The sequence below is a fragment of the Clostridium cochlearium genome (assembly GCF_900187165.1).
Classification (GTDB): Bacteria; Bacillota; Clostridia; order Clostridiales; family Clostridiaceae; genus Clostridium_G; species Clostridium_G cochlearium.
Window position 1 is genome coordinate 2,307,992 of the sequence record NZ_LT906477.1, and the last position, 13,740, is coordinate 2,321,731.

Here is a 13,740-nt window from a genome sequence, read left to right on the forward strand (position 1 = left end):
GTAATATTTTTGATCAAGCCTTCGATCTATTAGTATCAGTCAGCTAAATACATTGCTGCACTTACACCTCTGACCTATCAACCTTGTGTTCTTCAAGGGATCTTATTGACTTACGTCATGGGAAATCTCATCTTAGGGTGGGCTTCACGCTTAGATGCTTTCAGCGTTTATCCCTTCCTGACTTAGCTACCCAGCTGTGCCACTGGCGTGACAACTGGTGCACCAGAGGTCAGTCCATCCCGGTCCTCTCGTACTAAGGACAGCTCCCTTCAAATTTCCTACGCCCGCGACGGATAGGGACCGAACTGTCTCACGACGTTCTGAACCCAGCTCGCGTGCCGCTTTAATGGGCGAACAGCCCAACCCTTGGGACCTACTCCAGCCCCAGGATGCGACGAGCCGACATCGAGGTGCCAAACCTCCCCGTCGATGTGGACTCTTGGGGGAGATCAGCCTGTTATCCCCGAGGTAGCTTTTATCCGTTGAGCGATGGCCCTCCCACGAGGAACCACCGGATCACTAAGCCCGACTTTCGTCCCTGCTCCACCTGTATGTGTCGCAGTCAGGCTCCCTTATGCCTTTACACTCTACGCGCGATTTCCGACCGCGCTGAGGGAACCTTTGGGCGCCTCCGTTACTTTTTAGGAGGCGACCGCCCCAGTCAAACTGCCCACCTAACAATGTCCGGCAACCTGTTTCAAGGCTTTCCGTTAGAATTTCAGTACTATCAGGGTGGTATCCCAAGGGTGACTCCACAGGAACTGACGCTCCTGCTTCCAAGTCTCCCACCTATCCTGTACAGACAATACCGAAATTCAATGTTAAGCTACAGTAAAGCTCTACGGGGTCTTTCCGTCCTATCGCGGGTAGCAAGCATCTTCACTTGCACTACAATTTCGCCGGATTTGCTGTTGAGACAGTGCCCAAGTCATTACGCCATTCGTGCGGGTCGGAACTTACCCGACAAGGAATTTCGCTACCTTAGGACCGTTATAGTTACGGCCGCCGTTCACTGGGGCTTAAGTTCACCGCTTCGCTTACGCTAACAGATCCCTTTAACCTTCCAGCACCGGGCAGGCGTCAGCCCCTATACATCAGCTTTCGCTTTAGCAGAGACCTGTGTTTTTGATAAACAGTTGCTTGGGCCTATTCACTGCGGCCTGCCGTGAAGCAGGCACCCCTTCTCCCGAAGTTACGGGGTCAATTTGCCTAGTTCCTTAACAGCAATTCTTCCGATGGTCTTAGGATTCTCTCCTCACCTACCTGTGTCGGTTTGCGGTACGGGCACCAACATTCTCCATAGAGGCTTTTCTTGACAGTGTGGAATCAGGTACTTCGCCAAAATAGGCTCCCCGTAACACCTCAGCTAAGCTTGACGGATTTTCCAATCAAGCACGCCTAAGTGCTTAGACACACATCCAATAGTGTGCATACCTTATCCTTCTGTGTCACCCCATCTGTCAAACGAAAGTTGGCGGTATCGGAATATCAACCGATTGTCCATCACCTACGCCTTTCGGCCTGGGCTTAGGTCCCGACTAACCCTGAGCGGACGAACCTTCCTCAGGAAACCTTAGGTTTTCGACCAATAAGATTCTCACTTATTTCTCGCTACTCATGCCAGCATACTCACTCCTGTACAGTCCACCGCTTCTTACGATACGACTTCTACCCATACAGGAAGCTCCTCTACCATTCTATTGAATCCATAGCTTCGGTGGTAAGTTTGAGCCCCGGACATCTTCGGCGCAGGATCTCTTGACTAGTGAGCTATTACGCACTCTTTAAATGAGTGGCTGCTTCTAAGCCAACATCCTAGTTGTCTTAGAAATCCCACATCCTTTTCCACTTAACTTACACTTTGGGACCTTAGCTGATGGTCTGGGTTGTTTCCCTCTCGACTACGGATCTTATCACTCGCAGCCTGACTGCCTGGATAAAAGTATATGGCATTCGGAGTTTGATAGGGTTCAGTAACTGTTGTCAGCCCCTAGCCCATTCAGTGCTCTACCTCCATTACTCAATAACCAGACGCTAGCCCTAAAGCTATTTCGAGGAGAACCAGCTATCTCCGAGTTCGATTGGAATTTCTCCGCTATCCACAGGTCATCCCATGGTTTTTCAACACCAACGTGGTTCGGTCCTCCACGGAATTTTACTTCCGCTTCAACCTGCCCATGGATAGGTCACTCGGTTTCGGGTCTACAGCATGCAACTAGTCGCCCTATTCAGACTCGGTTTCCCTTCGGCTACGCACCTTAAGTGCTTAACCTTGCTACATACCGTAACTCGCTGGCTCGTTCTACAAAAAGCACGCGGTCACACATTAACGTGCTCCCACTGTTTGTAAGCATACGGTTTCAGGTTCTATTTCACTCCCCTTCCGGGGTTCTTTTCACCTTTCCCTCACGGTACTGCTTCACTATCGGTCACCAGTTAGTATTTAGCCTTGGGAGGTGGTCCTCCCTGCTTCCCACAAGGTTTCACGTGTCTCGTGGTACTCTGGATTAGACCTAAAAGACATAATTTTTTACCTACAGGACTATTACCTTCTGTGGTAGAGCGTTCCAGCTCTCTTCGATTAAAGTCTGTCTTCGTTATGGTCTATCCACAACCCCAGAAATAAATTTCTGGTTTGGGCTCTTTCCTTTTCGCTCGCCGCTACTAAGAAAATCGATTTTTCTTTCTCTTCCTCCGGGTACTTAGATGTTTCAGTTCCCCGGGTATACCCCCATAAACCTATGTATTCAGTTTATGGTACATACCGTTAGGTATGCAGGTTTCCCCATTCGGAAATCTCCGGATCACAGGCTATTTGCGCCTACCCGAAGCTTATCGCAGCTTATCACGTCCTTCATCGGCTACTGGTGCCAAGGCATTCACCATATGCCCTTTGTAGCTTGATCTTTAAAATTCCTATAAACTTCGTATTGCGTCGTTATAAAGTTCGCTCTGGTACTCATTTAGCTTCCGCTAAACTCCGTTCCTCACTCACTTTATGCCTAGCACTACTTGTTTCTAGTAACTTTTAGTATTTTTCAATAACTTCTGTTATTAAAATTCAAAGGTTTAATTTACCTTAGTTTACTCTGTGCAATTTTCAAAGAACTATTGGTGGGCTTAAATGGACTCGAACCATCGACCTCACGCTTATCAGGCGTGCGCTCTAACCAGCTGAGCTATAAGCCCTTATGAGATTAAAAATTAATCTCTCAAAATTAAACAGAGAATATAAACCAATATTTTACTCCTTAGAAAGGAGGTGATCCAGCCGCAGGTTCTCCTACGGCTACCTTGTTACGACTTCACCCCAATCATTAACCCCACCTTCGGCCGCTGGCTCCTTACGGTTACCTCACGGACTTCGGGTGTTGCCAACTCTCATGGTGTGACGGGCGGTGTGTACAAGGCCCGGGAACGTATTCACCGCAACATTCTGATTTGCGATTACTAGCAACTCCGGCTTCATGCAGGCGAGTTTCAGCCTGCAATCCGAACTGGGATGGGTTTTTGAGATTTGCTCCACCTCGCGGTATCGCTTCTCTCTGTACCCACCATTGTAGCACGTGTGTAGCCCTGGACATAAGGGGCATGATGATTTGACGTCATCCCCACCTTCCTCCCGGTTCACCCGGGCAGTCTCATTAGAGTGCTCAACTTAATGGTAGCAACTAATAATAAGGGTTGCGCTCGTTGCGGGACTTAACCCAACATCTCACGACACGAGCTGACGACAACCATGCACCACCTGTCTCCCTGTCTCCGAAGAGATTTCCTCAGTTACGAGTAATTCAGGGGATGTCAAGTCCAGGTAAGGTTCTTCGCGTTGCTTCGAATTAAACCACATGCTCCGCTGCTTGTGCGGGCCCCCGTCAATTCCTTTGAGTTTTAGTCTTGCGACCGTACTCCCCAGGCGGAATACTTAATGTGTTAACTGCGGCACAGAAGGTTGGACCCTCCTACACCTAGTATTCATCGTTTACGGCGTGGACTACCAGGGTATCTAATCCTGTTTGCTACCCACGCTTTCGTGCCTCAGCGTCAGTTACAGTCCAGGAAACCGCCTTCGCCACTGGTGTTCTTCCTAATCTCTACGCATTTCACCGCTACACTAGGAATTCCGTTTCCCTCTCCTGTACTCTAGATGCCCAGTTTGAAATGCAGCCCCTAAGTTAAGCCTAGGTATTTCACATCTCACTTAAGCATCCGCCTACGCACCCTTTACGCCCAGTAAATCCGGACAACGCTTGCCACCTACGTATTACCGCGGCTGCTGGCACGTAGTTAGCCGTGGCTTCCTCATCTGGTACCGTCATTATCGTCCCAGAAAACAGGGTTTTACGATCCGAAAACCTTCATCACCCACGCGGCGTTGCTGCGTCAGGGTTTCCCCCATTGCGCAATATTCCCCACTGCTGCCTCCCGTAGGAGTCTGGACCGTGTCTCAGTTCCAATGTGGCCGATCACCCTCTCAGGTCGGCTACCCATCGTTGCCTTGGTAAGCCATTACCTTACCAACTAGCTAATGGGACGCGGGCCCATCTCAAAGCAGATTACTCCTTTGGTTAAAGTTTCATGCGAAACTCTAACTTTATGCGGTATTAATCCTCCTTTCGGAGGGCTATTCCCCTCTTTGAGGCAGGTTGCCCACGTGTTACTCACCCGTCCGCCGCTAATCCACTTCCCGAAGGAAGCTTCATCGCTCGACTTGCATGTGTTAAGCACGCCGCCAGCGTTCGTCCTGAGCCAGGATCAAACTCTCAATTTAAAAGTTTAATCTTTATCAACTGTATAATTGATAAAATTTGCTCATTACTATTTTTTGATTCTCAATAAGAATCGACTGGCTTATTTCTCTGTTTAATTTTCAAAGATCAATTATAAGGATAATAAAACATCTGTCTTAGCAGATGTAATTATTTTGGTGGAGATAAGGAGATTCGAACTCCTGACCCCCTGCTTGCAAGGCAGGTGCTCTCCCAGCTGAGCTATACCCCCAAAATATGGTGGACCTTCAGGGACTCGAACCCCGGACCTACCGGTTATGAGCCGGTTGCTCTAACCAGCTGAGCTAAAGATCCACATTTACCTGGCAATGTCCTACTCTCCCACAAGGTCACCCTTGCAGTACCATTGGCGCTTAGAAGCTTAACCATCGTGTTCGGCATGGAAACGGGTGTTACCTTCTAGCTATAATCACCAGATTTATCAACAAAATATTTTTCTATCTTACAATTTAAAATTATAATTTATATGAAGAATATTGTCAATAGTTTTTTTAAATTTTTTTATTTTATTTTTTGAAAGCATTATTCTTTCAAAATTGCACAGAGTAATATTTTTGATCAAGCCTTCGATCTATTAGTATCAGTCAGCTAAATACATTGCTGCACTTACACCTCTGACCTATCAACCTTGTGTTCTTCAAGGGATCTTATTGACTTACGTCATGGGAAATCTCATCTTAGGGTGGGCTTCACGCTTAGATGCTTTCAGCGTTTATCCCTTCCTGACTTAGCTACCCAGCTGTGCCACTGGCGTGACAACTGGTGCACCAGAGGTCAGTCCATCCCGGTCCTCTCGTACTAAGGACAGCTCCCTTCAAATTTCCTACGCCCGCGACGGATAGGGACCGAACTGTCTCACGACGTTCTGAACCCAGCTCGCGTGCCGCTTTAATGGGCGAACAGCCCAACCCTTGGGACCTACTCCAGCCCCAGGATGCGACGAGCCGACATCGAGGTGCCAAACCTCCCCGTCGATGTGGACTCTTGGGGGAGATCAGCCTGTTATCCCCGAGGTAGCTTTTATCCGTTGAGCGATGGCCCTCCCACGAGGAACCACCGGATCACTAAGCCCGACTTTCGTCCCTGCTCCACCTGTATGTGTCGCAGTCAGGCTCCCTTATGCCTTTACACTCTACGCGCGATTTCCGACCGCGCTGAGGGAACCTTTGGGCGCCTCCGTTACTTTTTAGGAGGCGACCGCCCCAGTCAAACTGCCCACCTAACAATGTCCGGCAACCTGTTTCAAGGCTTTCCGTTAGAATTTCAGTACTATCAGGGTGGTATCCCAAGGGTGACTCCACAGAAACTGACGCTCCTGCTTCCAAGTCTCCCACCTATCCTGTACAGACAATACCGAAATTCAATGTTAAGCTACAGTAAAGCTCTACGGGGTCTTTCCGTCCTATCGCGGGTAGCAAGCATCTTCACTTGCACTACAATTTCGCCGGATTTGCTGTTGAGACAGTGCCCAAGTCATTACGCCATTCGTGCGGGTCGGAACTTACCCGACAAGGAATTTCGCTACCTTAGGACCGTTATAGTTACGGCCGCCGTTCACTGGGGCTTAAGTTCACCGCTTCGCTTACGCTAACAGATCCCTTTAACCTTCCAGCACCGGGCAGGCGTCAGCCCCTATACATCAGCTTTCGCTTTAGCAGAGACCTGTGTTTTTGATAAACAGTTGCTTGGGCCTATTCACTGCGGCCTGCCGTGAAGCAGGCACCCCTTCTCCCGAAGTTACGGGGTCAATTTGCCTAGTTCCTTAACAGCAATTCTTCCGATGGTCTTAGGATTCTCTCCTCACCTACCTGTGTCGGTTTGCGGTACGGGCACCAACATTCTCCATAGAGGCTTTTCTTGACAGTGTGGAATCAGGTACTTCGCCAAAATAGGCTCCCCATAACACCTCAGCTAAGCTTGACGGATTTGCCAATCAAGCACGCCTAAGTGCTTAGACACACATCCAATAGTGTGCATACCTTATCCTTCTGTGTCACCCCATCTGTCAAACGAAAGTTGGCGGTATCGGAATATCAACCGATTGTCCATCACCTACGCCTTTCGGCCTGGGCTTAGGTCCCGACTAACCCTGAGCGGACGAACCTTCCTCAGGAAACCTTAGGTTTTCGACCAATAAGATTCTCACTTATTTCTCGCTACTCATGCCAGCATACTCACTCCTGTACAGTCCACCGCTTCTTACGATACGACTTCTACCCATACAGGAAGCTCCTCTACCATTCTATTGAATCCATAGCTTCGGTGGTAAGTTTGAGCCCCGGACATCTTCGGCGCAGGATCTCTTGACTAGTGAGCTATTACGCACTCTTTAAATGAGTGGCTGCTTCTAAGCCAACATCCTAGTTGTCTTAGAAATCCCACATCCTTTTCCACTTAACTTACACTTTGGGACCTTAGCTGATGGTCTGGGTTGTTTCCCTCTCGACTACGGATCTTATCACTCGCAGCCTGACTGCCTGGATAAAAGTATATGGCATTCGGAGTTTGATAGGGTTCAGTAACTGTTGTCAGCCCCTAGCCCATTCAGTGCTCTACCTCCATTACTCAATAACCAGACGCTAGCCCTAAAGCTATTTCGAGGAGAACCAGCTATCTCCGAGTTCGATTGGAATTTCTCCGCTATCCACAGGTCATCCCATGGTTTTTCAACACCAACGTGGTTCGGTCCTCCACGGAATTTTACTTCCGCTTCAACCTGCCCATGGATAGGTCACTCGGTTTCGGGTCTACAGCATGCAACTAGTCGCCCTATTCAGACTCGGTTTCCCTTCGGCTACGCACCTTAAGTGCTTAACCTTGCTACATACCGTAACTCGCTGGCTCGTTCTACAAAAAGCACGCGGTCACACATTAACGTGCTCCCACTGTTTGTAAGCATACGGTTTCAGGTTCTATTTCACTCCCCTTCCGGGGTTCTTTTCACCTTTCCCTCACGGTACTGCTTCACTATCGGTCACCAGTTAGTATTTAGCCTTGGGAGGTGGTCCTCCCTGCTTCCCACAAGGTTTCACGTGTCTCGTGGTACTCTGGATTAGACCTAAAAGACATGATTTTTTACCTACAGGACTATTACCTTCTGTGGTAGAGCGTTCCAGCTCTCTTCGATTAAAGTCTGTCTTCGTTATGGTCTATCCACAACCCCAGAAATAAATTTCTGGTTTGGGCTCTTTCCTTTTCGCTCGCCGCTACTAAGAAAATCGATTTTTCTTTCTCTTCCTCCGGGTACTTAGATGTTTCAGTTCCCCGGGTATACCCCCATAAACCTATGTATTCAGTTTATGGTACATACCGTTAGGTATGCAGGTTTCCCCATTCGGAAATCTCCGGATCACAGGCTATTTGCGCCTACCCGAAGCTTATCGCAGCTTATCACGTCCTTCATCGGCTACTGGTGCCAAGGCATTCACCATATGCCCTTTGTAGCTTGATCTTTAAAATTCCTATAAACTTCGTATTGCGTCGTTATAAAGTTCGCTCTGGTACTCATTTAGCTTCCGCTAAACTCCGTTCCTCACTCACTTTATGCCTAGCACTACTTGTTTCTAGTAATTTTTAGTATTTTTCAATAACTTCTGTTATTAAAATTTAAAGGTTTAATTTACCTTAGTTTACTCTGTGCAATTTTCAAAGAACATTTAGAAAGACATAAGTCTCTCAAAATTAAACAGAGAATATAAACCAATATTTTACTCCTTAGAAAGGAGGTGATCCAGCCGCAGGTTCTCCTACGGCTACCTTGTTACGACTTCACCCCAATCATTAACCCCACCTTCGGCCGCTGGCTCCTTACGGTTACCTCACGGACTTCGGGTGTTGCCAACTCTCATGGTGTGACGGGCGGTGTGTACAAGGCCCGGGAACGTATTCACCGCAACATTCTGATTTGCGATTACTAGCAACTCCGGCTTCATGCAGGCGAGTTTCAGCCTGCAATCCGAACTGGGATGGGTTTTTGAGATTTGCTCCACCTCGCGGTATTGCTTCTCTCTGTACCCACCATTGTAGCACGTGTGTAGCCCTGGACATAAGGGGCATGATGATTTGACGTCATCCCCACCTTCCTCCCGGTTCACCCGGGCAGTCTCATTAGAGTGCTCAACTTAATGGTAGCAACTAATAATAAGGGTTGCGCTCGTTGCGGGACTTAACCCAACATCTCACGACACGAGCTGACGACAACCATGCACCACCTGTCTCCCTGTCTCCGAAGAGATTTCCTCAGTTACGAGTAATTCAGGGGATGTCAAGTCCAGGTAAGGTTCTTCGCGTTGCTTCGAATTAAACCACATGCTCCGCTGCTTGTGCGGGCCCCCGTCAATTCCTTTGAGTTTTAGTCTTGCGACCGTACTCCCCAGGCGGAATACTTAATGTGTTAACTGCGGCACAGAAGGTTGGACCCTCCTACACCTAGTATTCATCGTTTACGGCGTGGACTACCAGGGTATCTAATCCTGTTTGCTACCCACGCTTTCGTGCCTCAGCGTCAGTTACAGTCCAGGAAACCGCCTTCGCCACTGGTGTTCTTCCTAATCTCTACGCATTTCACCGCTACACTAGGAATTCCGTTTCCCTCTCCTGTACTCTAGATGCCCAGTTTGAAATGCAGCCCCTAAGTTAAGCCTAGGTATTTCACATCTCACTTAAGCATCCGCCTACGCACCCTTTACGCCCAGTAAATCCGGACAACGCTTGCCACCTACGTATTACCGCGGCTGCTGGCACGTAGTTAGCCGTGGCTTCCTCATCTGGTACCGTCATTATCGTCCCAGAAAACAGGGTTTTACGATCCGAAAACCTTCATCACCCACGCGGCGTTGCTGCGTCAGGGTTTCCCCCATTGCGCAATATTCCCCACTGCTGCCTCCCGTAGGAGTCTGGACCGTGTCTCAGTTCCAATGTGGCCGATCACCCTCTCAGGTCGGCTACCCATCGTTGCCTTGGTAAGCCATTACCTTACCAACTAGCTAATGGGACGCGGGCCCATCTCAAAGCAGATTACTCCTTTGGTTAAAGTTTCATGCGAAACTCTAACTTTATGCGGTATTAATCCTCCTTTCGGAGGGCTATTCCCCTCTTTGAGGCAGGTTGCCCACGTGTTACTCACCCGTCCGCCGCTAATCCACTTCCCGAAGGAAGCTTCATCGCTCGACTTGCATGTGTTAAGCACGCCGCCAGCGTTCGTCCTGAGCCAGGATCAAACTCTCAATTTAAAAGTTTAATCTTTATCAACTATATAATTGATAAAATTTGCTCATTACTATTTTTTGATTCTCAATAAGAATCGACTGGCTTATTTCTCTGTTTAATTTTCAAAGACCTATTCGTCTGTCGCAATCAAGCGACTTTTACAGTATACAAGTTTTTTTTAAACTTGTCAACACTTTTTTATTAAATATTTTATGTTTAATAAATGTGTTGTTTTCAAGGTTACGCGTTGTTTTGTTTCAACAACGTATTTCATTCTAACATATTTAGATTTAGATACATATTATCAATATCTTATTTTATACAATTATCTTTTATTTAATCTCTATTTTTATCTTTTTCTCTATAATTCATATAAAGATACACTTGATTCAGTTGTTTTGTTAAATCAAAACAACTACTCCTGAATCCAATGTATTCAGGAGTAGTATTCCCTTAAATTATAAAATAATTACAAGTTATTTATAATACTTTTAAATTTATTTCCTCTTTCTTCAAAGTTCTTAAACATATCGAAGCTAGCACAAGCAGGAGATAAGGTTACTATATCTCCAAACTTTGCATTTTCTTTAGCTATATTTACAGCTTCCTCTATAGAATTGCATATAGAAATAGGAATATATTGATTGCTATCTTTCATTATATTTTTAAAAGCTTCTTCTATCTTATATTTAGTATCACCTAATAATATTAAATGCTTTATATGAGAAATTCCCTCTTTAGCTAAAATATCAAAAGATATATTTTTATCATATCCTCCTGCAATCAAAATAACTGGTCTATCAAAAGACTTTAATCCAGCTAGTGTTCTAGTTGGACTTGATGCAATAGAATCATTAAAATATTTAACTCCTTGAATTTCTTTCACTAATTCTAGTCTATGTTCTACCCCTGCAAAATTTTTTGCCACTTTCCCCATACTATCTATACTAATATCTTCACTAACACAACAAAAGGCTGCTAATAAATTTTCTATGTTGTGCATTCCTTTTAATTTTACTTCGTTCATATTACAAACTTTTTTTTCATTAATATATAAATATTCATCATAAAAAAAGGCACCTTTTTTTAATTTTTCTTTCATACTAAACTTAAGTACTCTTCCTATGCATTCCTTTTCCATGGATTTTGTTACTTTATTGTCTTCATTAATTACTAAAAGATCATCTTTTCTTTGATATTTAAAAATATTCTTTTTAGCTTCAATATATTCTTCCATATCTTTATGAATATCCAAATGGTTAGGAGATACATTTGTTATAAGTGCAACTTCTACAGGTTCCTTAATAGACATCAACTGGAAACTTGATAATTCCAAAACTACCATATCTTCTTTTTTTATTTTCTCAATTTCAGTAAATAAAGGAGTCCCTATATTCCCACCTATCCATACAGTATATCCTTCAGCTTTTAACATATTGTATATTAAAGTAGTGGTAGTTGTTTTTCCATCACTACCTGTTACGCAAAATAATTTTGCTGGACAATATTTTATAAACTGTTCCATCTCCGAGGTTATATATGCTCCTTCAGATTTAGCTTTTGTCAAAATAGGATGATCTACTCTCATGGACGGTGTTCTAAAAACAACATCAAAATTTGAAAGTTTATCTAAATAGTTGCTCCCTAACTCAAAGTTAACTCCCTTTTCTTTTAATTTTTCTATATCCTTTCCTAACTCATCTTCATTTTTTTTATCAAATCCTGTTACCCTGGCACCTAGATTAGAAAGAAATTCTATTAAGGGCATATTGCTAATACCTAAACCTATTATTGCTACCTTCTTATTGTATATAAACTTTTTAAATTCATTAAAATCCTTATTCATTTTTCCCTCCATATTATATTTTTATTATAAATAATTATAACACTTCTACTTATTAAAATTATACTCTAAGCTAATCGAATTTATAAAACCTATATATTTTCTTTTCTAAAAATGAACTTGAGTAAGTCTAAATTATTAGAAAATATTTAATTTAAAGACTTTGTTTCTTTGTATTGCATTGTAGAAAACATGATGATATACTAATAAACGTGCCGTAAGGAAACATTAATATAATTCCCCAAGTTTTAATTGAACATATAACATATCCCCATGATTAAACCCTATTTATACCGGATAAAAATCCGGTCTTTTTTTTAACTATTTTTATAATAATAAAGCCAGGAGTTAAAAAATATTAACTCCTGGCTTTATTATTTATTCTAAAACTGAACTTTTTCTGATATATATTCTACTAGTTTATCTATATTTATTCTTATTTGGTCCATAGAATCCCTATCTCTAATAGTTACAGTATTGTCTTCTAACGTATCATAATCTATAGTTATACAATAAGGAGTTCCTATTTCATCTTCTCTTCTATATCTTTTTCCTATGCTTCCTGCTTCATCATAATCTACATTGAAATATTTACTTAACATACTATAAACTTCAAATGATTTGTCTTTAAGCTTTTTAGTTAATGGAAGAACAGCTGCTTTAAATGGTGCTAATGCTGGATGTAATTTTAAAACAGTTCTAGTATCTCCACCATCAAGTTCTTCTTCATTATATGCATCAACTAAGAATGCAAGTGCAACTCTATCAGCTCCTAATGATGGTTCCACACAATAAGGAATATATCTCTCATTAGTTTTCGGATCTAGATAGGTTAAATCTTCTCCTGAATGGTTCATATGTTGTTTTAAGTCATAGTCTGTTCTATCTGCTATACCCCATAATTCTCCCCATCCAAATGGGAATAGGTATTCTATATCTACTGTCGCTTTACTATAAAAAGCCAATTCTTCTTTAGAATGTTCTCTTATCCTCAAACTTTTTTCTGTAAGTCCAAGTGATAATAGGAAATTCCATGAATAATCTCTCCAATATTCAAACCATTCTAAATCTGTTCCTGGTTCGCAGAAAAACTCTAATTCCATTTGTTCAAACTCTCTAGTTCTAAAAGTAAAGTTTCCAGGAGTTATTTCATTTCTGAAAGATTTACCTATTTGAGCCATTCCAAAAGGCATTTTTCTTCTAGTAGTTCTAATAGCATTTTTAAAATTAACAAATATTCCTTGTGCTGTTTCTGGTCTCAAAAATATTTCTGATTGAGCGTCTTCTGTTACTCCTTGAAAAGTTTTAAACATTAAATTAAACTTTCTTACATCAGTAAAATTGTGTGCTCCACATTTAGGACATGCTATATTGTTTTCATCAATAAAATTCTTTAACTCTTCATTACTCCATCCATCTGCAGTTTCAAAATTTTCATCTTTATCTTGCATATAATCTTCTATTAATTTGTCTGCTCTGCACCTTGTCTTACACTCTTTACAATCCATTAATGGATCTGAAAATCCTCCAACGTGTCCAGATGCTACCCATACTTCTCTGTTCATTAATATTGCCGCATCTATACCTACATTATATGGTGATTCCTGAACAAATTTTTTCCACCACGCTTTTTTTACGTTATTTTTAAACTCTACTCCTAAAGGACCATAATCCCAAGAATTTGCTAAGCCTCCGTAAATATCAGACCCTGGAAATATAAATCCTCTATTCTTAGCTAATGCCACTATTTTATCCATAGTCTTTTCAACTGCCATGATTTTTCCTCCTTATTATTAATAATTTAATTTTTTGTATAAAAAAAACTGCTACCATAAGGGACGAAAGTAACCTTCCGCGGTTCCACCCTTTTTGGCAACAGCCCTACTCTACATTTTTCACTCT

General features: G+C 43.3%; 2 protein-coding genes, 3 tRNA genes and 5 rRNA genes. All 10 read right to left on the minus strand.

Annotated features, from left to right (window positions below):
- Window positions 1–9: 9 nt before the first annotated feature.
- The 10 genes from CKV72_RS11365 to CKV72_RS11410 all read right to left on the minus strand — a co-directional run bounded on the left by CKV72_RS11365 (window position 10) and on the right by CKV72_RS11410 (window position 13,613).
- Window positions 10–2,906 (minus strand): 23S ribosomal RNA (locus CKV72_RS11365).
- 206 nt (window positions 2,907–3,112) lie between these two features.
- Window positions 3,113–3,189, minus strand: a tRNA-Ile gene (locus CKV72_RS11370).
- A 66-nt stretch (window positions 3,190–3,255) separates the two neighbouring features.
- Window positions 3,256–4,768: ribosomal RNA gene (locus CKV72_RS11375) — 16S ribosomal RNA — on the minus strand.
- A 154-nt stretch (window positions 4,769–4,922) separates the two neighbouring features.
- Window positions 4,923–4,998 (minus strand) — tRNA-Ala (locus tag CKV72_RS11380).
- 6 nt (window positions 4,999–5,004) lie between these two features.
- Window positions 5,005–5,081, minus strand: a tRNA-Ile gene (locus tag CKV72_RS11385).
- Between the two features lie 6 nt (window positions 5,082–5,087).
- A 5S ribosomal RNA gene (gene rrf / locus CKV72_RS11390) occupies window positions 5,088–5,204 on the minus strand.
- Between the two features lie 137 nt (window positions 5,205–5,341).
- Window positions 5,342–8,238, minus strand: a 23S ribosomal RNA gene (locus CKV72_RS11395).
- 267 nt (window positions 8,239–8,505) lie between these two features.
- Window positions 8,506–10,018 (minus strand): 16S ribosomal RNA (locus CKV72_RS11400).
- The 16S, 23S and 5S rRNA genes sit together here with 3 tRNA genes alongside, the layout of an rRNA operon.
- Before the next feature lie 446 nt (window positions 10,019–10,464).
- Entirely contained in the window at window positions 10,465–11,841 is a 1,377-nt protein-coding gene (murD, locus tag CKV72_RS11405; protein WP_089864346.1) for a UDP-N-acetylmuramoyl-L-alanine--D-glutamate ligase, read from the minus strand.
- A gap of 380 nt (window positions 11,842–12,221) precedes the next feature.
- Window positions 12,222–13,613 (minus strand): glycine--tRNA ligase, encoded by a 1,392-nt coding sequence (locus CKV72_RS11410; RefSeq protein WP_089864349.1) that lies wholly within the window; start codon window positions 13,611–13,613, stop codon window positions 12,222–12,224.
- Window positions 13,614–13,740 lie beyond the last annotated feature (127 nt).

Bases quoted from the DNA above. Each gene is read 5' to 3' on its own strand.
- murD (WP_089864346.1), bottom strand. From the start codon at position 11,841: ATGAATAAGGATTTTAATGAATTTAAAAAGTTTATATACAATAAGAAG.
- CKV72_RS11410 (WP_089864349.1), bottom strand. From the start codon at position 13,613: ATGGCAGTTGAAAAGACTATGGATAAAATAGTGGCATTAGCTAAGAAT.